Annotated in this window: 25 protein-coding genes; 17 read left to right on the top strand and 8 right to left on the bottom strand. The window is 46.6% G+C overall.

The window, feature by feature from the left end:
- Positions 1-141: 141 nt before the first annotated feature.
- The 3 genes from rpmB (at position 142) to mutM (ending at position 1,473) form a co-directional block, all read left to right on the top strand.
- The gene (gene rpmB / locus AAYN39_RS16305) at positions 142-378 is read left to right on the top strand and encodes a 50S ribosomal protein L28 (protein WP_001519051.1); all 237 of its coding nucleotides are present in this window, start codon (positions 142-144) and stop codon (positions 376-378) included.
- Positions 379-398: 20 nt separating this feature from the next.
- Positions 399-566, top strand: coding sequence for a 50S ribosomal protein L33 (gene rpmG, locus AAYN39_RS16300; protein ID WP_001051798.1), 168 nt, complete (start codon positions 399-401; stop codon positions 564-566).
- Positions 567-663: 97 nt separating this feature from the next.
- Positions 664-1,473, top strand: a complete 810-nt coding sequence (mutM, locus tag AAYN39_RS16295; protein WP_001114515.1) for a bifunctional DNA-formamidopyrimidine glycosylase/DNA-(apurinic or apyrimidinic site) lyase — start codon at positions 664-666, stop codon at positions 1,471-1,473.
- A 27-nt stretch (positions 1,474-1,500) separates the two neighbouring features.
- On the opposite strand, the gene coaD is transcribed toward mutM, so the two are convergent.
- Both coaD and waaA read right to left on the bottom strand, forming a co-directional pair.
- The gene (coaD, locus tag AAYN39_RS16290; protein WP_001171888.1) at positions 1,501-1,980 is read right to left on the bottom strand and encodes a pantetheine-phosphate adenylyltransferase; all 480 of its coding nucleotides are present in this window, start codon (positions 1,978-1,980) and stop codon (positions 1,501-1,503) included.
- A gap of 8 nt (positions 1,981-1,988) precedes the next feature.
- Complete coding sequence (gene waaA / locus AAYN39_RS16285; RefSeq protein WP_000891584.1) at positions 1,989-3,266, bottom strand: lipid IV(A) 3-deoxy-D-manno-octulosonic acid transferase; 1,278 nt, start codon at positions 3,264-3,266, stop codon at positions 1,989-1,991.
- Positions 3,267-3,674: 408 nt separating this feature from the next.
- On the opposite strand from waaA, the gene rfaQ reads away from it, so the two are divergent.
- From rfaQ to AAYN39_RS16230, 11 genes are all read left to right on the top strand, one after another.
- A complete protein-coding gene (rfaQ, locus tag AAYN39_RS16280; protein WP_071525109.1) occupies positions 3,675-4,745 on the top strand; it encodes a lipopolysaccharide core heptosyltransferase RfaQ in 1,071 nt (356 codons plus the stop codon).
- Positions 4,742-5,866, top strand: a complete 1,125-nt coding sequence (locus AAYN39_RS16275; protein ID WP_001261571.1) for a glycosyltransferase family 4 protein — start codon at positions 4,742-4,744, stop codon at positions 5,864-5,866. Before rfaQ ends, AAYN39_RS16275 begins: the two co-directional genes overlap by 4 nt.
- Positions 5,859-6,656 carry a lipopolysaccharide core heptose(I) kinase RfaP gene (rfaP, locus tag AAYN39_RS16270; protein ID WP_000229818.1) on the top strand — a complete coding sequence of 266 codons (798 nt, stop codon included), beginning with the start codon at positions 5,859-5,861 and terminating at the stop codon, positions 6,654-6,656. Before AAYN39_RS16275 ends, rfaP begins: the two co-directional genes overlap by 8 nt.
- Positions 6,657-6,696: 40 nt before the next feature.
- Entirely contained in the window at positions 6,697-7,080 is a 384-nt protein-coding gene (locus AAYN39_RS16265; protein ID WP_010989266.1) for a hypothetical protein, read from the top strand.
- Positions 7,081-7,103: 23 nt separating this feature from the next.
- Positions 7,104-7,772: a polysaccharide pyruvyl transferase family protein gene (locus AAYN39_RS16260; protein ID WP_000526100.1), complete on the top strand. Its 669-nt coding sequence runs from the start codon at positions 7,104-7,106 to the stop codon at positions 7,770-7,772.
- A 59-nt stretch (positions 7,773-7,831) separates the two neighbouring features.
- On the top strand, positions 7,832-8,911 hold the full coding sequence (gene waaB, locus AAYN39_RS16255) for a lipopolysaccharide 1,6-galactosyltransferase (protein WP_000704702.1): 1,080 nt from the start codon (positions 7,832-7,834) through the stop codon (positions 8,909-8,911).
- A 5-nt stretch (positions 8,912-8,916) separates the two neighbouring features.
- Positions 8,917-9,930, top strand: a complete 1,014-nt coding sequence (gene waaO, locus AAYN39_RS16250; RefSeq protein ID WP_000088491.1) for a lipopolysaccharide 3-alpha-galactosyltransferase — start codon at positions 8,917-8,919, stop codon at positions 9,928-9,930.
- Positions 9,931-9,947: 17 nt separating this feature from the next.
- Positions 9,948-10,958: a lipopolysaccharide 1,2-glucosyltransferase RfaJ gene (gene rfaJ, locus AAYN39_RS16245; RefSeq protein WP_000376863.1), complete on the top strand. Its 1,011-nt coding sequence runs from the start codon at positions 9,948-9,950 to the stop codon at positions 10,956-10,958.
- A 22-nt stretch (positions 10,959-10,980) separates the two neighbouring features.
- Entirely contained in the window at positions 10,981-11,679 is a 699-nt protein-coding gene (gene rfaY, locus AAYN39_RS16240; RefSeq protein WP_000582822.1) for a lipopolysaccharide core heptose(II) kinase RfaY, read from the top strand.
- Between the two features lie 149 nt (positions 11,680-11,828).
- Positions 11,829-12,638: a 3-deoxy-D-manno-oct-2-ulosonate III transferase WaaZ gene (waaZ, locus tag AAYN39_RS16235; RefSeq protein ID WP_000536021.1), complete on the top strand. Its 810-nt coding sequence runs from the start codon at positions 11,829-11,831 to the stop codon at positions 12,636-12,638.
- A 98-nt stretch (positions 12,639-12,736) separates the two neighbouring features.
- Positions 12,737-13,882, top strand: coding sequence for a lipopolysaccharide N-acetylglucosaminyltransferase (locus AAYN39_RS16230; protein WP_000591814.1), 1,146 nt, complete (start codon positions 12,737-12,739; stop codon positions 13,880-13,882).
- A 56-nt stretch (positions 13,883-13,938) separates the two neighbouring features.
- Here the strand turns inward: AAYN39_RS16230 and rfaL are convergent, their stop codons facing one another.
- The 4 genes from rfaL to rfaD are packed head-to-tail and all read right to left on the bottom strand — an operon-like array spanning position 13,939 to position 18,127.
- Positions 13,939-15,153, bottom strand: coding sequence for an O-antigen ligase RfaL (gene rfaL / locus AAYN39_RS16225; protein ID WP_000958453.1), 1,215 nt, complete (start codon positions 15,151-15,153; stop codon positions 13,939-13,941).
- Between the two features lie 39 nt (positions 15,154-15,192).
- Complete coding sequence (gene rfaC / locus AAYN39_RS16220; protein WP_001264610.1) at positions 15,193-16,146, bottom strand: lipopolysaccharide heptosyltransferase RfaC; 954 nt, start codon at positions 16,144-16,146, stop codon at positions 15,193-15,195.
- Positions 16,146-17,192 carry an ADP-heptose--LPS heptosyltransferase RfaF gene (gene rfaF, locus AAYN39_RS16215; RefSeq protein ID WP_000699210.1) on the bottom strand — a complete coding sequence of 349 codons (1,047 nt, stop codon included), beginning with the start codon at positions 17,190-17,192 and terminating at the stop codon, positions 16,146-16,148. Before rfaF ends, rfaC begins: the two co-directional genes overlap by 1 nt.
- Positions 17,193-17,194: 2 nt before the next feature.
- On the bottom strand, positions 17,195-18,127 hold the full coding sequence (gene rfaD / locus AAYN39_RS16210; protein WP_000587771.1) for an ADP-glyceromanno-heptose 6-epimerase: 933 nt from the start codon (positions 18,125-18,127) through the stop codon (positions 17,195-17,197).
- Between the two features lie 202 nt (positions 18,128-18,329).
- On the opposite strand from rfaD, the gene kbl reads away from it, so the two are divergent.
- From kbl to AAYN39_RS16195, 3 genes are all read left to right on the top strand, one after another.
- Positions 18,330-19,526 (top strand): glycine C-acetyltransferase, encoded by a 1,197-nt coding sequence (gene kbl, locus AAYN39_RS16205; protein ID WP_001213794.1) that lies wholly within the window; start codon positions 18,330-18,332, stop codon positions 19,524-19,526.
- Positions 19,527-19,535: 9 nt separating this feature from the next.
- Complete coding sequence (gene tdh / locus AAYN39_RS16200; protein WP_000645995.1) at positions 19,536-20,561, top strand: L-threonine 3-dehydrogenase; 1,026 nt, start codon at positions 19,536-19,538, stop codon at positions 20,559-20,561.
- Positions 20,562-21,055: 494 nt separating this feature from the next.
- On the top strand, positions 21,056-22,090 hold the full coding sequence (locus AAYN39_RS16195; protein WP_000798185.1) for a glycosyltransferase: 1,035 nt from the start codon (positions 21,056-21,058) through the stop codon (positions 22,088-22,090).
- Here the strand turns inward: AAYN39_RS16195 and AAYN39_RS16190 are convergent.
- Together AAYN39_RS16190 and envC are read right to left on the bottom strand one after the other, a co-directional pair.
- On the bottom strand, positions 22,077-23,039 hold the full coding sequence (locus AAYN39_RS16190; RefSeq protein ID WP_001135520.1) for a divergent polysaccharide deacetylase family protein: 963 nt from the start codon (positions 23,037-23,039) through the stop codon (positions 22,077-22,079). The genes AAYN39_RS16195 and AAYN39_RS16190 overlap by 14 nt on opposite strands.
- 3 nt (positions 23,040-23,042) lie before the next feature.
- The gene (gene envC, locus AAYN39_RS16185) at positions 23,043-24,302 is read right to left on the bottom strand and encodes a murein hydrolase activator EnvC (protein WP_230374039.1); all 1,260 of its coding nucleotides are present in this window, start codon (positions 24,300-24,302) and stop codon (positions 23,043-23,045) included.
- Between the last annotated feature and the right edge of the window lie 11 nt (positions 24,303-24,313).

Below are 24,313 nucleotides of genomic sequence, written 5' to 3'. Positions count from 1 at the left end.
ACCTTTGAGAATCTCGGGTTTGGCATTTGGGCCTGGCAATCGAGAGTTCAATAGAACTGCGCGATGACCAGGCTGTAAAGCCTGACGAGGCGCCGATACCCCATACGAAGCTCGAGCTAATTTGATTTTTGGAGAATAGACATGTCCCGAGTCTGCCAAGTTACTGGCAAGCGTCCGGTGACCGGTAACAACCGTTCCCACGCACTGAACGCGACTAAACGCCGTTTCCTGCCTAACCTGCACTCTCACCGTTTCTGGGTTGAGAGCGAGAAGCGTTTTGTCACCCTGCGTGTATCTGCTAAAGGTATGCGTATCATCGATAAAAAAGGCATCGAAACAGTTCTGTCTGAACTGCGTGCCCGTGGCGAAAAGTACTAAGTACTAAGAGGAAATAAATCATGGCTAAAGGTATTCGTGAGAAAATCAAGCTGGTTTCTTCTGCTGGTACTGGTCACTTCTATACCACTACGAAGAACAAACGTACTAAGCCGGAAAAACTGGAACTGAAAAAATTCGATCCAGTTGTCCGTCAGCACGTGATCTACAAAGAAGCGAAAATCAAATAATTCTCGCTTTGATGTAACAAAAACCTCGCTTCGGCGGGGTTTTTTGTTTTCTGGCCGTCCCCATATTAATGAGACCTGCCACACAGCCGGAGACGTTATGCCTGAATTACCCGAAGTTGAAACCAGCCGCCGGGGTATTGAACCTCATTTAGTTGGCGCTACTATCCTGCACGCCCATATCCGTAACGGTCGTCTGCGCTGGCCGGTTTCAGACGAAATTTATCGTCTGAGCGACACACCCGTCCTTAGCGTTCAGCGTCGTGCTAAATATCTACTGCTGGAGTTGCCTGACGGCTGGATAATTATTCACCTGGGGATGTCGGGAAGCTTGCGGATACTGTCGGAAGCGCTGCCGGCGGAAAAGCACGACCATGTCGATTTGGTGATGAGCAATGGCAAAATTCTACGTTATACCGATCCTCGCCGCTTTGGCGCCTGGTTATGGACCAAAGAGCTGGAAGGACATAACGTACTGGCGCATCTGGGACCGGAGCCGCTAAGCGATGAGTTTAATGGCGAATATTTGCAACAGAAATGCGCGAAGAAGAAGACGGCGATTAAACCCTGGCTGATGGATAACAAGCTGGTGGTCGGCGTGGGGAATATCTACGCCAGCGAGTCGCTGTTTGCCGCTGGTATTCACCCTGACCGCCTGGCGTCGTCACTCTCGACAGAGGAGTGCGACCTGCTGGCGCGGGTGATTAAAGCCGTTTTGCTGCGCTCTATTGAACAAGGCGGGACAACGCTGAAGGATTTTCTGCAAAGCGATGGGAAGCCGGGCTATTTTGCCCAGGAGTTGCAGGTGTACGGGCGCAAAGGCGAGCCGTGTCGGGTATGCGGTACGCCGATAGTCGCAACGAAACACGCACAGCGCGCGACGTTCTATTGCCGTCACTGTCAGAAGTAAAATGCCAGGCCCGGCAAGGAAGGAAACTTATTTCAACTTATCCATTAGCGCCTGATGCACATTGTCGGGCAGAAAGTGGGTCACATCGCCCTGATGGCGCGCCACTTCTTTGACCAGCGACGATGAAATAAACGACCACTCTTTGGACGGCATCAGGAAAACGCTTTCCAGTTGCGGCATCAGATGGCGATTCATATGCGCCAACTGCATTTCATATTCAAAATCCGCCACCGCGCGCAGACCACGAATCAGGATATTCGCCTGTCTGTCGCGGGCGAAATTGGCCATCAGGTCGCTAAAACCCACCACCTCTACGTTACCCAGGTGTGCGGTCGCTTTTTGCGCCAGCGCCACACGTTCGTTCAGGGTGAACATGGGTTTCTTGCCGGGGCTGGCGGCGATGGCCAGAATGACATGGTCGAACATCTGCGTTGCGCGCGTCACAATATCGAGATGACCGTTAGTAATCGGATCAAACGTGCCTGGATAAATCGCCCGTTTTTGCATGACAGCCCTCAATGCGTTTTCGGTGGCAGATAAGGTTCCAGCAGTTGCAGCAGACGCTGGAGCGCGCCCTGATTTTGATACAGCACTTCAACTGCGTGACGTCCGTAGAAATTACGATAATCAGCGTCGGTCAGTAAAGAGGAAACTTCTTTTGCCAGCGTAGCCGCATCGGTAATCGTGATAAGCCCGCTCGCCTGCTCCAGACGGGCGCAAATATCTTTAAAGTTAAAGGTATGCGGACCCATCAGTACCGGAATCGCATGAGCGGCGGCTTCCAGCGGGTTGTGACCGCCGCGTTCAACCAGCGAACCACCAACAAAGGCGAGATCGGCAATGCCATAGAGCAACATTAATTCGCCCATGGTATCGCCTACCACGACCTGGGTGCTGGCGGACGGCACTTCGCCCGAAGAGCGAGTGATGTAGCTTAACCCTGCCTGACGCACAAGATTGATAGCATCCGGGAAACGCTCCGGATGGCGGGGCACCAGAATCAGTAATAAATTCGGGAATTGATGTAATAACGCCTGGTGAGCGGCGATAACGATACTCTCTTCGCCATCGTGGGTGCTGGTGGCAATCCAGACCGGACGGTGCGGCGCCCACTGGCTACGTAGCGTAACGGCTTTAGCCGCCAGTTGCGGTGTAACTGAAATATCAAATTTCAGACTGCCGGTGACCGTGACCTGATTGTTCTTCGCGCCCAATGCCACAAAGCGTTCGCCATCTTCTTCGTTTTGCGCGGCAATCAGGGTGATACGGCGCAGGAGCGTACGGACAAACTTGCCAAGCTTCGCATAACCCGCGGCGGAGCGGGCGGAAAGCCGCGCATTAGCGATAACCAGCGGAATATGACGTTTGTGCAGCGCAGCAATCAGATTTGGCCAGAGCTCAGTCTCCATGATCAATACCAGCTTAGGATCAATCTTATTGAGGAAACGATTGAGCGCATCGGGCAAATCATAAGGTAAGTAAACGTGCTGAACATCGTTGCCAAAGGCGGACTGGACGCGCTCCGAGCCGGTCGGCGTCATGGTCGTTACGGTAATAGGCAGATCGGGATAGCGATGACGTAGAGCGCGGACCAATGGGATGGCCGCCAGAGTTTCGCCCACCGAGACGGAATGCAGCATGATTCCGCCCGGTTTCAACGGACGGCGGTAGAATCCGTAGCGTTCACCCCAGCGCTTACGATAGGCCGGCGCTTTACGTCCACGCACCCAAAGCCGTATCCAGATCAGAGGCTGAATAAGGTAGAGAAGAGCGGTGTAAAGCAATTCGAGCATAGTAAATAGCTGACTTATGGATGTGCTGGGGATTCTATGTATTTAGCCTGGGCTTTACCATTACTTTTCCCATTTTTGCGCCAAATTGGCTCAGAAGGGAGGATTCCAGGCGCTGAACCCCATTATTTTTGCATTTTTACGCAATCCATTGAAATTTGCCGCCCTTGTCGCCCCAGACAATGGGAATGACCATTCACAAGAGGGGGATAAATTATTATCTCTTTGAATTTATAATTAAAAAAATGATTGTGTATAAAAATTATTCGTATCGGATTGCTGCGAAAGAAGTGTTACACTAGCGCATCTAAAATGAGTGCGGTATTAGCCATCGGGTTGCTGTGAAGCCTGGGGCGGTAGCGTGCTTTTTTCTGCTTATTTATCCGGACAATTTCAACCAAAGAGTCGCTTGTGGAAAAGCCATTTCGAAGAATTCTGATTATAAAAATGCGTTTTCATGGAGACATGTTACTTACCACTCCTGTCATCAGCACGCTGAAGCAGAATTATCCCGATGCAAAAATCGATGTGCTTCTTTACCAGAACACCATACCGATATTGTCGGAAAATCCGGAGATTAATGCACTCTACGGCATCAGTAACAAAGGCGCAGGAACAAAAGAGAAGATCAAAAACGCGCTATCGTTAATCAAAAAATTGCGTGCTAACTCGTATGATCTGGTCGTCAATCTCACCGATCAGTGGAGCGTGGCGCTTATTGTGCGTTTTTTAAACGCAAAAATAAAAATCTCGCAAGATTTCGGTAATCGTCAGTCTGCTTTATGGAAAAAAAGCTTTACACATTTAGTACCTTATGCGGGAGAACATGCTGTTGAGCGCACATTATCCGCGCTAAAGCCGTTAGCGCTAAAACAGTATGTCACGGAAACCACCATGAGCTATCGCCCGGAACATTGGGAAAACATGCGACAACAGCTCAAACAACTTGGTGTGACCCGACAATATGTTGTTATTCAGCCTACGGCACGGCAGCTATTTAAGTGCTGGGATAATGATAAATTCTCGCAGGTTATTGATGCCGTGCAGCGCCGCGGTTATCAAGTTGTACTGACGTCAGGCCCGGCCGCAGACGAGATGGCCTGCGTGGATGCTATTGCATGCGGCTGTGAGACAAAACCGGTTACTGGTCTGGCGGGTAAAACTCGCTTTCCTGAATTGGGCGCATTGATTGACCATGCGGATCTCTTTATCGGCGTTGATTCGGCCCCCGGTCATATTGCCGCAGCAGTCAAAACGCCGGTCATTTGTCTTTTTGGCGCGACGGATCATGTATTCTGGCGTCCCTGGACCGACGACATCATTCAGTTTTGGGCAGGAAATTATCAGCCGATGCCTGAACGGCATGAGCTTGATCGTAATAAAAAATACCTTTCCGTGATTCCGGCTGAAGATGTTATCGCCGCGACGGAAAAAATGCTGCCGCATGAGGCACGCCCCATAGATTTGGACAGCCTGCTATGAGAGTTGCCTTTTGCTTATATAAATATTTTCCTTTTGGCGGTCTGCAGCGTGATTTTATGCATATTGCTCAAACCGTGGCGGCGCGAGGTCATCAGGTTCGTGTTTATACTCAGTCATGGGAAGGGGAATGCCCGGATAACTTTGAATTAATCCGCGTGCCGGTTAAATCCCGGACGAACCACGGTCGTAACGCAGAATATTATGCCTGGGTGCAACACCATTTGCGCGACCATCCTGTCGATCGGGTGGTTGGGTTCAATAAGATGCCAGGCCTTGATGTGTATTACGCCGCAGACGTGTGTTACGCCGAAAAAGTCGCACAGGAAAAAGGATTTTTCTATCGCCTGACATCACGCTATCGGCATTATGCTGCTTTTGAACGCGCCACGTTTGAACACGGCAAGCAGACGCAACTATTAATGCTGACGAATAAGCAGATTGCTGACTTCCAAAAACATTATCAGACTGAAGCGGAGCGTTTTCATATTCTTCCTCCGGGGATTTACCCGGATAGAAAATATAGCCAACAGATCCCGAACAGTCGTCAAATTTATCGTCAGAAAAATGGTATCTCAGAACAGCAAAAATTACTGTTGCAAGTAGGGTCTGACTTTACCCGTAAAGGTGTGGATCGCTCTATTGAAGCGCTGGCATCGCTACCCGAATCTTTACGGCAAAATACGGTGCTCTGTGTTGTCGGGCAGGATAAGCCGAAGAAGTTTGCAGCACTGGCTGAAAGAAGCGGCGTCGGCACGAATGTGCATTTTTTCTCCGGACGTAATGATATTGCGGAGTTAATGGCGGCAGCCGACCTTTTACTGCATCCAGCCTATCAGGAAGCTGCTGGTATTGTTTTGCTGGAAGCCATTACTGCTGGTTTGCCGGTGTTGACAACCGCGGTGTGCGGTTATGCACATTATATTGTGGATGCAAACTGTGGCGAAGCGATGACGGAACCTTTCCGCCAGGATGCGCTAAATGAGGTTTTACTCAGAGCGCTGACACAGCCTTCCTTACGCAGCGCCTGGGCTGAAAATGCGCGGTATTATGCTGATACCCAGGATTTATACAGCTTACCGGAGAAGGCCGCAGATATTATCACAGGTGATTTAGATGGTTGAGCTGAAAGCGCCGTTAACCACACTATGGCGCGGTAAAGATGCTTTTGAGGAAGTGAAAACGTTACAGGGCGAAGTGTTCAGAGAACTGGAGATGCGTCGAACATTGCGGTTTGAGCTGGACGGCAAAAGCTACTTCCTGAAGTGGCATAAAGGCACTTCGCTGAAAGAAATTGTGAAGAACCTGATTTCGTTACGTATGCCTGTTCTGGGCGCTGACAGAGAATGGCACGCCATTCATCGTCTACATGAGCTGGGCGTTGATACGATGCACGGCGTTGGTTTTGGTGAAAAAGGCGTAAACCCGCTAACCAGAACATCATTTATTATCACCGAAGATTTAACGCCTACCATTAGCCTTGAAGACTACTGTGTTGACTGGGCTGTTAATCCACCGGACGCGCAGGTGAAGTGGATGATTATTAAGCGTGTTGCGACTATGGTACGTAAAATGCACGCCGGGGGAATTAACCATCGCGACTGTTATATTTGCCACTTTCTTCTGCATTTACCTTTCACTGGTCGCGAAGAGGATTTAAAAATCTCCGTAATCGACCTGCATCGCGCGCAGATACGTCAGCACGTTCCCCTTCGCTGGCGTGACAAAGATTTAATTGGGCTTTATTTTTCTTCAATGAATATTGGCCTGACTCAGCGAGATATATTCCGGTTTATGCGTGAGTATTTCTCACTCCCCCTGCGAGAGATTTTGCAAAAAGACTCGGGGTTGATTCATCAGGCGGATGTTAAAGCCGCTCGAATTAAAGAAAGAACAATAAGAAAAAATCTTTAAATTATTATACTGACTTATTATTTGATTTGGACTACATGTCATGAAAGTATTAATTATAAATGATACAGGTAACTCTTATCATTGGGGATGTTATGGAACATCGACTGCGATAAAAGAAAGTTTAAGGTTTCGTGGTATTAATGAAATAGTCACTTTCTCGTGCGAAGAAGGTAGTAAGATAGAAAACTCACCCAAAAAAATTCTGCTTGTGTACAGTAAGAATAAGTTAATAAGGAGGTTAGCTAGCCATTATTATAGCAAACATCTTCGCAGGAAATTACCTGATTTATGGGATTCATTATTAAAAAGTGATTGCGTTATAATAAATGGTGAAGGAACTATTAATAGTATTCATACGGCAACAAGATTTATATTTTTTATAATTCACGTTGCAAAAGATATACTTAAAAAAAGGTTTATCTAATAAATCACTCTTGTTATCCTAAATTGGGTAATGAGAAACAAATTTATTATTATAAGTGTGCTTATTCACGATGTAATTATGTTGCGGCAAGAGAAAAAAAATCGCATGAATTAATTACTAATATATTAGGCATTGATGCTACTTTATCTTTTGATAGCTTGCCGTTACTTGTCAAAAAGGTTGAAAGCGAAATTCCAGAAAGTTTGTATAAAGAAAAATACGTATGTTTATCTGGTGCGGTTAATTATAATAAAGAAAATTCATCTTTTATAGCTGGTGAGATTTTAAAGAAATATAAAAATCACAAATTAGTTTATCTTGTCGGCTCTCCATCTGGTATGAATAATGAGGAGCCAGATGTAATCGAAAGCCTGAAGAAATTTATGCCTGAACTAATTATTCATGATGCGAAGTCTTTTACTGAATGGCTATCTGTTATTAAGAACTCAGTAGTACTAATCTCAGGAAGGTACCATTATTCTATTGCGGCAATGTGTTTTGGTACACCAACAGTATGCTTTTCATCTAATACACCAAAATTGGATGAAATTAATAAGATGTTTAATTTACCAGGCTGTGTCAGAACACATGATGAATTTACTAAAGCGCTTAACGAAATTGACAATTTAACATGGCAACCACTTTCTAAAGAGATGTCTGACTTAGCTGAATACAACTATAATTTCCTTTAATTTATTGAGGTTGATTAATAGGTTATTATAATATTAACTTTCTAATTCATAAGAATATTATGAAAATAACGTTTGTTGGCGAAGCGGTATCTGGCTTCGGAGGGATGGAAACCGTTATTAGCAACGTTATCCATACGTTTGAAAATAGCTCTCCGAAAATCAACTGTGAAATGTTTTTCTTTTGTCGTAATGACAAAATGGATAAAGCATGGCTAAAAGAGATTAAATATGCGCAATCATTCTCAAATATAAAATTAAGTTTTCTTCGTCGATCTAAGCATGTTTATAATTTTAGTCAGTGGCTGAAAGAAACGTCACCGGATATTGTGATATGTATTGATGTCATCTCATGCCTTTATGCCAATAAAGCACGTAAGAAAAGTGGTAAACAGTTTACTATTTTCTCGTGGCCGCATTTTTCGCTCGACCATAAAAAACATGCAGAATGTATAACGTACGCGGATTATCATCTGGCCATCAGTAGTGGTATTAAAGAACAGATGATGGCACGGGGGATCTCAGAGCAAGATATTAGCGTCGTTTACAATCCTGTCTCTATTAAAACAATCATTGTGCCGCCGCCTGAGCGCGATAAACCCGCTGTATTTCTCTATGTAGGGCGTCTTAAATTTGAAGGGCAGAAAAGAGTTAAAGATTTATTTGATGGCTTAGCTCGTACGACAGGGGAATGGCAGCTACATATTATTGGTGATGGCTCAGATTTTGAAAAGTGCCAGGCCTATAGCCGGGAGCTTGGTATTGAGCAGCGTGTGATCTGGTATGGTTGGCAAAGCGCGCCGTGGCAAGTCGTACAGCAAAAAATAAAAAATGTTACCGCGTTACTACTTACCTCTGCATTTGAGGGATTTCCTATGACTCTGCTGGAAGCAATGTCATATGGAATTCCATGTATTAGTTCTGATTGTATGTCTGGTCCGCGCGATATGATTAAACCCGGTTTGAATGGTGAGCTTTACACTCCGGGTGCTATAGATGATTTTGTAGGACACCTTAATCGAGTCATTTCCGGTGAAGTAAAATATCAGCATGATATTATTCCCGGCACGATTGAGCGATTTTACGATGTGCTATATTTTAAAAATTTTAATAATGCGATATTCTCGAAATTACAAAAGTGATCACTATGAGCAGAAAATATTTTGAAGAAGAAGTCATTCAACAGACTTTAGATTATAACTATGCACAACATAGTGATGCTAATAAATTTAATATAGCTTATGGGATTGATAAAAACTTTCTTTTTGGCTGTGGTGTCTCTATTGCATCGGTTCTCATTGCTAACCGTGAGAAGGCGTTAGCTTTCCATGTTTTTACCGATTTCTTTGGCCCTGAAGATCAGCAGCGATTTGATGCATTAGCAAAACAGTACGCTACGCAGATTGTTGTTTATCTCATTGACTGTGAGCGATTAAAATCGCTACCCAGTACCAAAAACTGGACCTATGCAACATACTTTAGATTCATTATTGCCGACTATTTTTCAGATAAAACAGATAGAGTGCTTTATCTGGATGCAGATATTGCATGTAAGGGAAGTATTCAGGAACTTATTGATCTTAATTTCGCTGAAAATGAGATTGCGGCGGTTGTTGCTGAAGGCGAGTTGGAGTGGTGGACTAAGCGCTCGGTTAGCCTGGCAACGCCTGGGTTGGTTTCTGGCTATTTTAATGCCGGTTTTATTTTAATTAACATACCTCTTTGGACCGCAGAAAATATCTCTAAGAAAGCGATTGAAATGCTAAAAGATCCGGAGGTAGTACAGCGCATAACGCACCTTGATCAGGATGTATTAAATATATTGTTAGTGAATAAAGCGCGTTTTGTTGATAAAAAATTTAATACGCAATTTAGTCTTAACTATGAATTAAAAGATTCAGTTATTAATCCAGTTGATGCTGAGACTGTATTTGTTCATTATATCGGACCAACGAAGCCCTGGCATAGTTGGGGGGCTTACCCCGTGTCACAATATTTTTTACGGGCTAAGAGCAACTCACCATGGTCTCATTGTGCACTTTTAAATCCAGTCACTAGCCATCAGTTACGTTATGCGGCAAAGCATATGTTTAATCAGAAGCATTATACTTCGGGTATAAATTATTATATAGCCTACTTTAAACGTAAACTTCTTGAATAAAACCCATAGGTGATGTAATGGATTCATTTCCTGAGATAGAGATAGCTGAATATAAAGTTTTTGATGAAAGTAATAATAATGATGATAACGTATTAAACATTTCTTATGGCGTCGATGAAAACTATCTTGATGGTGTGGGGGTATCAATCGCTTCCGTTGTATTAAACAATAATATCCCGCTTGCTTTTCATATTATTTGTGACTCATACTCCCCGTGTTTTGTAAAATATATAGAGCGTTTAGCCGTACAGCATCACATTAAAATTTCTCTTTATCTTATTAAAGTAGAAAGCCTTGAAGTATTGCCCCAAACTAAAGTATGGTCGAGAGCAATGTATTTTCGTTTATTTGCTTTCGATTATCTCAGCAAGAAGGTAAACACCTTACTTTATTTGGATGCCGATGTTGTATGTAAAGGATCTTTGCAAGATCTTCTACAGCTTGATCTGACAGAGAAGATTGCTGCGGTAGTAAAAGATGTTGATTCCATCCAGAATAAGGTAAATGAGAGATTAAGCGCTTTTAATTTACAAGGTGGTTATTTTAACTCCGGCGTGGTTTTTGTTAACCTGAAATTATGGAAAGAGAATGCCTTAACTGAAAAGGCATTTTTACTTCTGGCAGGTAAAGAAGCTGACTCTTTTAAATATCCCGATCAGGATGTTTTGAATATTCTCCTACAGGATAAAGTTATTTTTCTACCTCGACCATATAATACCATTTATACTATCAAAAGTGAGTTGAAAGATAGGTCACATAAAAAATATAGCAATATAATTAATGATAATACTATTTTAATTCATTATACGGGCGCTACAAAACCATGGCATGCCTGGGCAAATTATCCTTCAGTTATCTATTATAAAAATGCACGACTGAACTCGCCCTGGAAAGATTCTCCTGCAAAAGATGCGCGTACCATAGTTGAATTTAAGAAGCGATATAAACATCTTCTCGTGCAGGGGCATTATTTTAAAGGCCTTCTGGCTGGAAGCGCATATCTTTATCGTAAACTTTTCCACAAATAATTCCCTTCCCTAAATCTCCATTATGATTATTGAAAAAAAGGTTAAAAACTATACCGTCTTTGTCAAAAAAGACGGTGAAAAATATATTGAGATATTCAAAGATTTTCTATCTTATAATCATCAGGTTATTAAAGTCTTCCGTAATATAGAAGATACAAAAGTTGTATTGATTAATACAGACTACGGAAAATATATTCTCAAAGTATTTAGTCCAAAAGTAAAAAGTACTGAACGCTTTTTCAAATCGTTAGTAAAAGGAGATTACTACGAAAAGCTTTTTCATCAGACAGATCGCGTGCGGCGTGAAGGGTTTGCGGCGCTTAATGATTTTTACCTGCTGGCGGAGATTAAAACATTACGCTATGTAAAAACATACGTGATGATAATTGAGTATATTGAAGGTATTGAACTTGTTGATATGCCAGAAATTTCTGACGAGGTGAGAGGGAAAATCAAACAGTCGATATATTCTCTGCATCAGCATGGTATGGTTTCGGGCGATCCCCATAAAGGTAACTTTATCCTGCAAGGTAATGAGATCAGAATTATCGATTTGTCCGGAAAAAGACCTTCCAGGCAACGAAAAGCAAAGGATCGTATTGATTTAGAAAGACATTATGGTATCAAAAATAATGTGAGAGATATTGGATTTTACTTATTGATTTATAAGAAAAAACTTCGAAATTTCTTGCGTCGTATTAAGGGTAAGGAAAAGCGCTGATCAATGTAGCACGTTTGGTTTAATTTAAGGGGCTGACTGACTTTTATTTGCTGCAGCGTTATGACATACTTGAGAGAATTTGAGATGTAATATTAGCTATTGAATATAACATTTATTTATAGGTTGCATGATAAACATACGAGTTTTTTATGGGCAGCGTTAACTTCATAACTCACGCCGATGTTCTGCAACTTATTGCGAAAAGAACGGCTGAAGATTGTATTATTTTTCTTTCTGGCCCTACGTCCAGAAAGACGCCGCTGTCCTTGTTACGAATGAAAGATGTCATTGCAGTCAATGGTTCTGTTCAATATTTGCTAAACAATAACGTCAAGCCATTTTTGTACCTTCTGACGGATGTTCGCTTCCTCCATCGCCGGCGCGAAGATTTTTATAACTTTAGCCGTAACAGTCAGTTTACTATCGTCAATCTTGATGTGTACGAACAGGCTTCAGTGGATGATCAAAAATATATTGAAGAAAACTGTTTAATTATTCGCTCCTTTTATCGCCGAGAAAAAGGGGGCTTTTTAAAGAAAATTAAATTTAATATCCTCAAGCGGGTTCATAAAGCATTACTTATTTCAGTTCCTCTTTCGAAAAGAGGACGACTGGCTGGATTTTGTAAGGATATCAGCATCGGGTATTGCTCTTACCATACTATTGCTTATACCGCTATTCAGGTTGCCTATTCCCTCAAGTATGGCCGTATTATATGTTCTGGGCTTGACTTAACAGGGAGTTGCCCACGTTTCTATGACGAATCTACCAGCCCTATGCCATCTGAGCTTAGTAAAGACCTGTTTAAAATACTGCCATTTTTTACTTTTATGAGAAAAAATGTGAGTGATTTAAATATCTTTAATTTATCAGATGATACTGCAATTCATTACGATATTATTCCATATATTACAGCCTCGGAACTTGAAGATGAAATATATTACGATAAAATTGTCTAGACACTAGATAAATCATTATTTTGCGTTGCTTCGGCACGCATTTCTTTTTCTATAATATATCTTTTCTATAAAGTTAACTATTCTGGATTATAGCTATTATGATTAAAAAAATCATATTTACTGTTACTCCTATATTTTCAATTCCTCCTCGTGGCGCGGCTGCGGTAGAAACCTGGATTTACCAGGTTGCAAAACGATTATCAATACCGAATGCTATTGCTTGTATAAAGAATGCCGGCTATCCTGAATATAATAAAATAAACGATAACTGTGATATTCATTACATTGGGTTTAGTAAAGTTTATAAGCGTCTTTTTCAGAAATGGGCTCGTCTCGACCCACTACCCTATTCCCAGCGCATCCTTAATATTAGAGATAAAGTGACTACCCAGGAAGATAGCGTCATTGTTATTCATAATAGTATGAAACTGTATCGGCAGATCAGAGAGCGCAATCCGAATGCAAAACTGGTTATGCACATGCATAACGCATTTGAACCAGAACTTCCTGATACGGATGCAAAAATTATCGTGCCCAGTCAGTTTCTTAAAGCGTTTTATGAAGAAAGATTGCCCGCCGCTGCTGTTAGTATTGTGCCTAATGGTTTTTGTGCTGAGACTTATAAAAGAAACCCACAAGATAATCTTCGTCAGCAATTAAATATTGCGGAAGATGCCACCGTTCTCTTATATGCCGGGAGAATTTCGCCTGATAAAGGCATCCTGTTGCTTTTGCAGGCGTTCAAACAATTACGTACCTTAAGAAGTAATATTAAACTTGTCGTTGTTGGCGACCCTTATGCAAGCCGCAAGGGTGAAAAAGCAGAGTATCAAAAGAAAGTACTGGACGCCGCAAAAGAGATTGGAACTGATTGCATTATGGCTGGAGGGCAATCACCTGACCAGATGCATAACTTCTATCATATAGCCGATCTGGTTATCGTGCCATCTCAGGTTGAAGAAGCATTTTGCATGGTGGCTGTAGAAGCGATGGCAGCAGGAAAAGCGGTTCTTGCCAGCAAAAAAGGGGGGATTAGCGAATTTGTGTTAGATGGCATAACGGGCTATCACCTCGCAGAACCTATGTCGAGCGACAGTATAATTAATGATATTAACCGTGCGCTTGCTGATAAGGAACGCCACCAGATTGCCGAAAAAGCAAAATCCCTGGTGTTTTCAAAATACAGTTGGGAAAATGTAGCGCAGCGTTTCGAGGAACAAATGAAAAGCTGGTTTGATAAGTGATTGAGTCCTGATGATGGAAAACGCGCTGATACCGTAATAAGTATCAGCGCGCTTTTTTATCTATTTCTTAGCGCCAGCAGAAAACCGGTAATGATACCAATTTGAGCAATATCGACCTGTTCAAAATTGCCACGAACGATATAAAAACCGACGAAAGATAAAAATAGCAAGAGATGAGCATTGTAGGGGCTTATCTCTACTTTCCTGAAGGTAGAGCTGGCTGTTTCCCTGATGATAGCGCCATATAAATAGGCCAGGCTCGCCAGACCCAATATGCCTGCACTAAACCAGATGTACAGAATGGTATTATGCGGACCGATAGATTCTTTAAAGGTCCACGTTGGATAATCGACAACGCGTTTATTATAAACACTATCATACACATCATTACCATAGCCGTAGCCCTTGATCGGGTTTTCCTGAATCAGTATCCACGCGGTGCCCTGGGTTCCGTTAGTATAACGATATGAGCTATCTGTCTGCTGTAATTTATAAAGTAAATGTTCTGGGTCTGGTTTGTTAGTATGTTGAGTGATAACCAAAGCGCCGATAATGGCTAATAAAATGGCACCAACTCCTATTAACTTCCATTGGCGATTCAGTATTGCCCATAGAACACCTACTATGAGCACTGCCAACCATCCCCCTCGCGATAGGGTTCCCAGGATAAAGAAAAGGTAGATAGCGCTAAGCACCAAAAAAACCAACTTAATTGAATTTTTTCTAAACAACCAAATATTCAATAATGCTGGAAATAAGAAAACCATGGAATCGGACATATGTCGATGCGCATAGCTTATGAATGGCATAATCCCTTTATTATAGTCCTCGATATACAGAATACTCTCTGCAAGGCAGCGAAGTCCTAAACTTGTTAAAAAGGAGAAAAGTACTATTTTCGCAATCGTTTCTTTTGTTTCATCTTTTAATAGTACGGGAATTAATAAAGTATATAATAAGAAACCCTCCAGTACCGTATTTTCAAATTCTTTGAAACTTTCTTTCATATCTGGCGATATGAGTATGGAATAAACAAGGATTAATGATAATACTGCTGCGCTATAAAATACGCTATTTTTGAAAAGAGGGGGGAAACTTTTCGGTGAGCGTGAGACCTGATAAATCGCGGTGATAACCATAAGTATGATTATCAAATGTTTATAACGCGTAATACCATCCAGAAAATACGTGGCAACAAAAAGAAAAACCAGCGCTTTATTCCAGATCGGCTTCCATTTCTCTTTATTTAACGTTAATGATGTGGTTAGCATCTTTTCTCCACAATAGGTTTGGGATGAGACAGAGTCTCTTTAATGAATCTTTCCAAATACGCTTGTGGCATCTAAATTCGCCAGGTTTTGTTCTGGTGAGCAGCATGCCATTTGGTTCTTCCCATAACCTCCAATTAACCCAGGGTCCGTTGGGCCATATAGCGTAATATTCGGTCTGTCGAGCGCGGCGGTGAGATGGCTCAGGCCGGTATCAACCGATACGACAAATTTTGCGCCAGCCAGCACTCTAGCGACCTCCTCCAGGCTCATGCGCGGTAACACATCCACATAGTCAAAGCCTTCGGCCAGTCGTTTAGCACGAGCCTCCTCATGAGGCGCGCCCCAGGGAAGTTTTATCCGTAATCCGGTGTTGCCCACCAGGCCGATAAGCTCGCGCCAGTTTGCTTCCGGCCAGTGTTTATCATCGCGGGTCGTGGCATGTAAAAACACCGCATACGGATCGCTAACCGCCTGCTGGCAATGCAGAAAATGTTTTGCGATGGCATAATCGCCCTGCGACTGCGGTTTATCGTATCCCAGGCTTTTGGCGAACAGCTCGCGCGTCCGTTCAACCGCATGTTGTTGCTTTGCGATATGGTGTTTACGGTTATAAAACAGGCTGGCCAGCGGTTCGCGGGCGGTACTCCAGTCCATACCGTGCTTTATCCCATGCGCCAGACGCGTCACCAGCGCCGCGCTTTTTACCAGCCCCTGCGCATCAATCACAGCGTCGTATTGGTATGCGCATACCGCCCGATGAAAGGCTATGCGTTCCGCTTTAATGGGCGCGGAAAACCAGGCCTTGCGCCAACGGCGAATAGCGACGGGAATCACGCGATCGACAGCACTGTGCCAGGACGGAATTTGTGCAAACCCTTCTTCGACAACCCAATCAAATTGAATCCCCGGAATCGCCTGTTGCGCGTCGGTAAGCGCAGGCAGGGTATGTAATACGTCGCCCATCGATGATGTTTTAACGATCAAAACTCGCATTAAACGCCCTCTTCCGACAACAGCGAATGAAGCTCTTCCAGAACCCGCTGCGGCGTGATATCGATCAGGCTCTGGTGATAGCCTTGCGCCGTATCGCCTTTACGCACTTTGTGGTAACCCGTAATGAGACGAATCACCCGGGCCTTATGAGACAGCGGCGGCGTGAAATCCGGGCTACTTGGGCCATACAACGCGACCAGCGGGCGGTCGAGCGCCGCCGCGACGTGCATCAGCCCGGAATCGTTAGTGACGATGGCTTTACAGGCGGCTATCAGAATGACGGCCTGTTCCAGCTGGGTTTCCCCTGCCAGGTTGCGACACCATGCCTGTTGCTCGCTATTCAGCGCCGCCAGGATCTCATTTCCGGCTTCATGGTCTTTTGCCGAGCCAAACAGCACGACCTGATACCCTTCGTTAATGAGCTGCTTTGCCAGTTCGGCGTAGTGATAGTGCGGCCAACGTTTTGCCGGGCCAAATTCTGCTCCGGGGCAAAAGCCGATTAGAGGACGTTCAGAAGATAGCGAAAAATCGCTGTACATCAGCGATTTTTCACCCTCGCTAACCTGGAGCTGTGGCCAGAGCAGCGGCTGCGGCAGATCTTTCGCCGTGCGCATCACGCCCTTGTCATAGGCCAGCGCCACGTAGCGCTCCACCATCAGCGGCCAGGCGTCTTTATCAAGGACGCGCGCATCGTTCAGCAGGCCATAGCGCATTTCGCCACGCCAGCCGGTACGGTGCGGGATATTGGCAAAGAAAGGAATCAGCGCCGATTTAAACGAATTTGGCAGCACCCAGGCGCGATCGTAGCGCCTCTCTCGCAGGCTATGGCCCAATCTGCGGCGCTCGCCGATTTCCAGCGCGCCGTGGCCCAGCGGCATGGGTATCGCCTCGTTAACTTCCGGCATACGCGATAACAACGGACGGCACCAGGCTGGCGCCATCACGTCGATTATCGCCTGGGGATAGCGCGCTTTAAGCGTGCGATAGAGACTTTGCGACATCATCATGTCGCCCACCCAGGACGGGCCAATGACCAAAATTTTCATACTTACGCGTCGCGGTTCAGCCAGGCCATATACTCCGTGACGCCTTCGGCGACGGTCTTAAAGGGTTTGTCGTAGCCCGCGTTGCGCAGATTGGTTAAATCCGCCTGCGTAAACGCCTGATAGCGACCTTTCAGCTTATCCGGGAACGGAATGTATTCAATGCTGCCTTTTTTATGGTATGCCAGCGTCGCGTCGGCGACGGCCTGGAAAGATTCCGCGCGGCCTGTGCCCAGGTTAAAGATGCCGGACTTGCCGCTTTCCAGGAACCACAGGTTAACGGCGGCCACATCGCCCACGTAAACGAAGTCGCGCTTGAAGTTTTCGCTGCCTTCAAACAGTTTCGGACTTTCGCCGTTGTTTAACTGTGTATTCAGATGAAATGCCACGCTTGCCATGCTGCCTTTATGGCCTTCACGTGGTCCATAGACGTTGAAATAGCGGAAACCGACAATCTGCGAGTTCGCTTCTGGCAGGATCTGGCGCACGTATTCATCAAACAGGAATTTAGAATAGCCGTAAACGTTAAGCGGTTTTTCGTATTCACGCGATTCGATGAAATCAGACGTGCGACCGCCATAGGTGGCGGCAGAAGAGGCGTAGAGGAACGGGATTTCGCGCTCAAGACAATAGTGCAGCAGCTCTTTGGAGTATTGATAGTTATTATCCATCATATACTTGCCGTCCCACTCGGTGGTGGAAGAGCAGGCGCCTTCATGGAAAATAGCTTCGATATCGCCGAGCTCTTCTCCGGACATAATCTGGATCAGGAAATCTTCCTTATCCATATAGTCAGCAATGTTCAGATCCACCAGGTTTACAAACTTGGTGCCGTCTTTCAGGTTATCCACCACCAGAATATCGGTGATACCTTTATCATTCAGGGCCTTAACGATATTGCTGCCGATAAAGCCCGCGCCGCCGGTAACGATGATCATAACTGTAACCTTTGAATTATGGTGTCAGAGACTGTCTCAGACATGAATGCTTTTATCATATCACTATTCATCCATTCACTGATAACTCGTGAGGATACGCGTGATTTATGCTGCATTTTAAAGAAGTGATGACGCGTCATCTCGTATCACCGTATAGCTTTGGGTAATATGTGCTGAAATTTGCCCAGTCTGGAGAATCGCAATGCGTGGGGATTTTTACAAACAGTTAACCAACGATCTGGAAACCGCCCGGGCGGAAGGATTGTTTAAAGAAGAGCGCATTATTACGTCTGCGCAGCAGGCGGATATCACCGTGGCGGATGGAAGCCACGTTATTAACTTTTGCGCCAATAACTATCTCGGGCTGGCGAATCACCCTGAGCTGATTAATGCCGCAAAAGCGGGCATGGACAGCCACGGTTTCGGTATGGCGTCCGTGCGTTTTATCTGCGGCACCCAGGACAGCCACAAAGCGCTGGAGCAAAAGCTGGCAAGCTTCCTCGGCATGGAAGATGCGATTCTGTATTCCTCCTGTTTCGACGCTAACGGCGGCTTGTTTGAGACGTTGCTGGGCGCGGAAGACGCTATTATTTCCGACGCGCTGAACCACGCGTCTATCATTGACGGCGTGCGTTTGTGTAAAGCGAAGCGCTATCGCTATGCCAACAACGATATGGTAGAGCTGGAAGCTCGGCTGAAAGAGGCGCGTGAAGCCGGCGCGCGTCATGTCCTGATCGCCACCGACGGGGTGTTCTCAATGGATGGCGTCATCGCCAATCTGAAAGGCGTCTGTGATCTGGCCGATAAATACGATGCGCTGGTGATGGTTGATGATTCTCACGCGGTAGGCTTTGTCGGCGAAAACGGTCGCGGTTCCCATGAATACTGCGACGTAATGGGCCGCGTAGATATTATTACCGGTACGCTGGGCAAAGCGTTAGGCGGCGCATCCGGCGGCTATACCGCGGCGCGTAAAGAGGTCGTTGAGTGGTTGCGTCAGCGTTCCCGCCCATATCTGTTCTCCAACTCCCTGGCGCCGGCAATCGTGGCGGCTTCTATTAAAGTGTTGGAGATGGTGGAAGCGGGCGCAGAACTGCGCGATCGCTTGTGGGCGAACGCCCGGCAGTTCCGTGAGCAGATGTCTGCCGCGGGATTTACGCTGGCAGGCGCGGATCACGCCATCATCCCGGTAATGCTGGGAGATGCGGTTGTCGCGCAGAAATTTGCCCGCGAACTGCAAAAAGAGGGCATTTACGTTACCGGTTTCTTCTATCCGGTCGTACCAAAAGGTCAGGCGCGTATTCGTACCCAGATGTCTGCGGCGCATACGCCTGAGCAAATTACGCGTGCGGTAGACGCGTTCACGCGTATTGGTAAACAACTGGGCGTGATTGCCTGAGGATGTAAGATGAAAGCGTTATCCAAACTGAAAGCGGAAGAGGGCATCTGGATGACCGACGTTCCGGAACCGGAAGTCGGCCATAACGATTTGCTGATTAAAATCCGTAAAACAGCCATCTGCGGCACTGACGTTCACATCTATAACTGGGATGAATGGTCGCAAAAAACCATCCCGGTTCCGATGGTCGTGGGGCATGAATATGTCGGCGAAGTGGTCGGCATCGGTCAGGAAGTGAAAGGCTTTAAAATCGGCGATCGCGTCTCCGGCGAAGGTCACATCACTTGCGGTCATTGCCGCAACTGCCGTGGCGGTCGTACTCACCTGTGTCGCAACACCACCGGCGTGGGCGTCAACCGTCCCGGCTGCTTCGCGGAATACCTGGTCATCCCGGCATTCAATGCGTTTAAAATCCCGGATAACATTTCTGATGATTTAGCCTCTATTTTCGACCCGTTTGGTAATGCGGTGCATACGGCGCTGTCTTTCGATCTGGTCGGCGAAGATGTACTGGTATCGGGGGCGGGGCCAATCGGCGTAATGGCCGCCGCGGTGGCGAAACATGTCGGCGCGCGTCATGTGGTGATTACTGACGTCAATGAATACCGTCTGGAGCTGGCGCGCAAAATGGGCGTCACCCGCGCGGTCAACGTCGCGAAAGAGAGCCTGAACGACGTCATGGCGGAGCTGGGAATGACCGAAGGGTTTGATGTGGGTCTGGAGATGTCCGGCGCGCCGCCGGCGTTTCGTACCATGCTGGACACCATGAATCACGGCGGTCGTATTGCGATGCTGGGGATTCCGCCATCAGATATGTCTATCGACTGGACAAAAGTCATCTTTAAAGGCTTGTTCATTAAAGGTATTTATGGTCGTGAGATGTTCGAAACGTGGTACAAAATGGCGGCGCTGATCCAGTCCGGTCTGGATCTGTCACCGATTATCACCCATCGTTTCTCTGTTGATGATTTTCAGAAAGGTTTTGACGCCATGTGTTCAGGCCAGTCAGGAAAAGTCATTCTGAGCTGGGATTAATATGTATATACCCAAAATAATTCGAGTTGCTTAAAGGCGGCAAGGGAGTGAGTCCCCAGGAGCATAGATAACTATGTGACTGGGGTGAACGACAAATCTGCCGGGAGCAGATTTGAACGTCGCGTGCGACGGCCCGTCAGGGCGAGGCCCATAGATGGGCCGAGTAATCCGTAGCCAACACATAAGCAACTTGAAGTATGAAGGGTATAGAGACCCAATGATATTTATCGGGTCTGATATACGTTTCATCGTAAAAGGTTGGTGTCATTCGCCAACCTTTTTTGTTAGGGAAAATCTGGAAAGCTGTAAAGAATTGTCATAGACATCAAGCATTCGTAATTGCGCTTTAATCTTATTTTACTCGCTAACGTCACGCCCTACTCTGAGTTTTGTGCTTGCTTTTTACTGTAAAAATTAATTATGGCGGCTTAATAGTTTCTTAATAGAGCCACAGTATAAAGGCAGGGTAAATTAAGGTTTTTCTGGTAATCGTTATGAAAAATAGTAAAACCAAAGTGAGTATCATTATCCCGTTATATAATGCGGGAGCGGATTTTAATGCTTGCATGGCGTCGTTAATCGCGCAAACGTGGTCGGCGCTGGAAATTATTATTGTGAATGATGGATCGACAGATCATTCCATTGAGATAGCAAAACATTACGCGGAACATTACCCGCACGTTCGACTGCTTCATCAGGCCAATGCTGGCGCATCTGTCGCCCGTAATCTTGGTTTGCAAGCGGCGACCGGAGATTATGTCGCCTTTGTCGATGCGGATGACCTGGTCTACCCGAAGATGTATGAAACGCTGATGACTATGGCGCTTAACGATGATCTGGACGTTGCGCAGTGTAATGCGGACTGGTGCGTCCGAAAAACCGGGCACGCCTGGCAATCTATTCCGACCGATCGTCTGCGTTCCACCGGGGTATTAAGCGGACCGGATTGGTTGCGTATGGCATTGGCCTCGCGACGCTGGACGCATGTTGTCTGGATGGGCGTTTATCGACGTGCGTTAATTACCGATAACAATATTACTTTCGTTCCCGGACTACATCATCAGGACATATTATGGTCGACGGAAGTTATGTTTAATGCCACGCGCGTACGTTATACCGAACAATCATTATATAAATATTTCCTGCATGATAATTCGGTAAGCCGTTTGCAAAGACAAGGCAATAAAAATCTTAATTATCAGCGGCATTATATTAAAATTACGCGGTTATTAGAAAAGCTCAATCGTGATTATGCCCGGCGTATTCCGATTTACCCGGAGTTTCGCCAGCAAATTACCTGGGAAGCGTTACGCGTTTGTCATGCGGTGCGTAAAGAACCTGATATTTTGACCCGCCAGCGTATGATTGCCGAAATTTTTACTTCTGGCATGTATAGACGGATGATGGCTAACGTCCGCAGCGCGAAAGCGGCTTATCAGACGCTGCTCTGGTCCTTCCGGCTGTGGCAATGGCGCGACAAAACCTTGTCGCACCGTCGTATGGCCCGTAAGGCGCTCAATCTGTCTTAGCGCTCATGTTTTTAGGCGCGGCGATTTTCCCCCAGCCTTGCCACTGGTGCTGAAACCAGACAATCACGGAACTTTGCGTAATGCTCTCGCCGATGACGCTGAAAAAGCGCGTAGCGTAGACTGGTTGCAGCGGTTTTTTCGGCTTGCACATCTTCACGCCGCGAAAGGGATTGCGCGGCGCGTCAATTTTCTGCGGCGTCAAATCAGGTCGAGACGTATCTACCTGCGGTTCGTTGAGCAGGCTGCCTGGACGTACCAGGGTGATATCTGCCGGCAGGCGATAAACCATCTGTTGCAGCACGCGAACCGTTGCGGGATGCGGATGACCAATCGCGATAGCGGAACCGTTGCGACGGGCCAGTTCGATAGTGCGATTAAACTGACGACGGATATCCGCCTCGTTTTGCGTATCGTCGAGGAACACTTTGCGCTTGATCACTTTCACACCCGTACCGGATGCCGCGCGCATCGCCTGGCTATTGCCAATCGTCATGCTGTCGAGAAAATAGAGATTGTAATGTTCCAGCGCCTGCATAACTTTTTGCATACCGAACAGGCTGGAAGTCATTGCGCTGCCCATGTGGTTATTAAGCCCAACGGCATACGGCACGTTGTTTACCGCCTCGCGGATAATGCGCTCGATCTCATCGCTGCTCATATCTGGTCGCAGCGTATCCTTCTCCAGCGGCTGTTTGCTTAGCGGCGCCATCGGCAGATGGATTAACACCTCATGCCCGCTATTGTGCGCTTTAGTCGCCATTTCGCGCGCGTGCGGCGCGTTGGGCAGTACAGCGACGGAGATGTTTGGCGGCAGCGCCAGAACCTGGTTTTCCGTGTGCGGGCGATAGCCAAAATCATCAATCACGATGGCGAGCTTGCCAGCGAAAACGGGATGTGCAAATGCCAGCAAAGTGGCCAGCGTGAGAATGGAGCGACGAAACTGAGGCAAAACTTATCTTCCCAACCACGGCTGTGGATTGACGGCCTGACCCTGGCGACGAATTTCGAAATAAAGCGAAGGTCTGCCCTGACCGCCGCTACTGCCCACAAGGGCGATAGGTTGTCCGGCGCGCACCTGCGCGCCTACGCTGACCAGCGCGCTCTGGTTATAGCCGTAAAGGCTCATATCACCTTTACCATGCTCCACGACCACCACCAGGCCATAGCCTTGCAGCCAGTCCGCCAGAATCACCCTGCCGTCGGCGATGGCTTTGACCTCGGTGCCTTCCGACGCGCCGATCACCATCCCCTTCCAACGTAGCTCACCCTGCAGCCGTTCGCCATAACGATGCAATATCGGGCCACGTACCGGCCAGTATGCCTGACCGCGAGGCGCGCCCAGACCGCCGGTGCGGGACATTAGCGAGCGCTCGCTTTCCGTCGGCTTATAGGTGCTGCCTTTACGCGAGGCTTCCTGCTGCTTATCGCGTACCGCCTGCGCTTCGCGGGCTTCACGCTCCGCTCGCGCTTTGGCCGCCGCTTCCGCCCGCGCGATACTGTTGCGTAGGCGTGATTCGTTGGCGCGTAGTTCGCTTAACTGTTGCTGGCCTTGCTGAATAGACGACTCCAGTCCGGCAAGCGTTTTCTTACGTTCATTACGCGCCTGTTCCAGCTTCGCCTGCTGAGCGCGCTGTTCATACAGCAACGTTTGTTGTTGGCTTTGCTTCTCTTCCAGCTCGGCTTTTTGCGTGGCGACCTGTTCGCGAGTCTGTTTCAGTTCGGCGATAGTCTCCTGGCGCGCCTGGTTCAGATAGCCGAAGTAGGCCTGCAGGCGTTGCCCACGCTGGCTCTCTTCTCCGCTAAGAATAAGCTGAATGCCGGTGTGTTCGCCCTGGCGGAAAGCGGCGTCCAACTGCGCAGCGAGATTACGCTCCTGGCTGGCTTTTTGCTGCTCCAGTTTGGCAATTGAGGCGTTCATCTCATCAATTTGCGCGTTTAACTGATCCAGAGTGCTTTGCGTTTCGCGCAGCTTACGCGCTGCGGCCGAGATGGCCTCTTCCTGGGTTTTCAGTTGTGCCAAGAGGCTGGCGCGCTGTTGCTGCTGCTGGCGTACGTCGCGTTCTTTCGCGGCGATATCGGCCTGAATAGATTTGAGTTGATCACGGTCATCCGCGTGGGCGGAAAAGGCGCACAACAATACGCCAGCGCTAAGTACGCTGGCGTAGAACAAAGGCCTGACTGAAAACGTTCTTGGTTTCACGGCCTGTTGAATGGTGTTAATCG

Source organism: Salmonella sp. K21076 (genome assembly GCF_039650795.1).
Lineage (GTDB): Bacteria > Pseudomonadota > Gammaproteobacteria > Enterobacterales > Enterobacteriaceae > Salmonella > Salmonella enterica.
The sequence above is the reverse complement of the archived record's forward strand: the minus strand, read 5'-3'. Positions and strand labels throughout refer to the sequence as shown.

Excerpts from the sequence above, each read along its gene's own strand:
- rpmB (WP_001519051.1), top strand. The coding sequence starts at position 142 with ATGTCCCGAGTCTGCCAAGTTACTGGCAAGCGTCCGGTGACCGGTAAC.
- rpmG (WP_001051798.1), top strand. The coding sequence starts at position 399 with ATGGCTAAAGGTATTCGTGAGAAAATCAAGCTGGTTTCTTCTGCTGGT.
- mutM (WP_001114515.1), top strand. The coding sequence starts at position 664 with ATGCCTGAATTACCCGAAGTTGAAACCAGCCGCCGGGGTATTGAACCT.
- coaD (WP_001171888.1), bottom strand. The coding sequence starts at position 1,980 with ATGCAAAAACGGGCGATTTATCCAGGCACGTTTGATCCGATTACTAAC.
- waaA (WP_000891584.1), bottom strand. The coding sequence starts at position 3,266 with ATGCTCGAATTGCTTTACACCGCTCTTCTCTACCTTATTCAGCCTCTG.
- AAYN39_RS16275 (WP_001261571.1), top strand. The coding sequence starts at position 4,742 with ATGAGAGTTGCCTTTTGCTTATATAAATATTTTCCTTTTGGCGGTCTG.
- rfaP (WP_000229818.1), top strand. The coding sequence starts at position 5,859 with ATGGTTGAGCTGAAAGCGCCGTTAACCACACTATGGCGCGGTAAAGAT.
- AAYN39_RS16265 (WP_010989266.1), top strand. The coding sequence starts at position 6,697 with ATGAAAGTATTAATTATAAATGATACAGGTAACTCTTATCATTGGGGA.
- waaB (WP_000704702.1), top strand. The coding sequence starts at position 7,832 with ATGAAAATAACGTTTGTTGGCGAAGCGGTATCTGGCTTCGGAGGGATG.
- waaO (WP_000088491.1), top strand. The coding sequence starts at position 8,917 with ATGAGCAGAAAATATTTTGAAGAAGAAGTCATTCAACAGACTTTAGAT.
- rfaJ (WP_000376863.1), top strand. The coding sequence starts at position 9,948 with ATGGATTCATTTCCTGAGATAGAGATAGCTGAATATAAAGTTTTTGAT.
- rfaY (WP_000582822.1), top strand. The coding sequence starts at position 10,981 with ATGATTATTGAAAAAAAGGTTAAAAACTATACCGTCTTTGTCAAAAAA.
- waaZ (WP_000536021.1), top strand. The coding sequence starts at position 11,829 with ATGGGCAGCGTTAACTTCATAACTCACGCCGATGTTCTGCAACTTATT.
- AAYN39_RS16230 (WP_000591814.1), top strand. The coding sequence starts at position 12,737 with ATGATTAAAAAAATCATATTTACTGTTACTCCTATATTTTCAATTCCT.
- rfaL (WP_000958453.1), bottom strand. The coding sequence starts at position 15,153 with ATGCTAACCACATCATTAACGTTAAATAAAGAGAAATGGAAGCCGATC.
- rfaC (WP_001264610.1), bottom strand. The coding sequence starts at position 16,146 with ATGCGAGTTTTGATCGTTAAAACATCATCGATGGGCGACGTATTACAT.
- rfaF (WP_000699210.1), bottom strand. The coding sequence starts at position 17,192 with ATGAAAATTTTGGTCATTGGCCCGTCCTGGGTGGGCGACATGATGATG.
- rfaD (WP_000587771.1), bottom strand. The coding sequence starts at position 18,127 with ATGATCATCGTTACCGGCGGCGCGGGCTTTATCGGCAGCAATATCGTT.
- kbl (WP_001213794.1), top strand. The coding sequence starts at position 18,330 with ATGCGTGGGGATTTTTACAAACAGTTAACCAACGATCTGGAAACCGCC.
- tdh (WP_000645995.1), top strand. The coding sequence starts at position 19,536 with ATGAAAGCGTTATCCAAACTGAAAGCGGAAGAGGGCATCTGGATGACC.
- AAYN39_RS16195 (WP_000798185.1), top strand. The coding sequence starts at position 21,056 with ATGAAAAATAGTAAAACCAAAGTGAGTATCATTATCCCGTTATATAAT.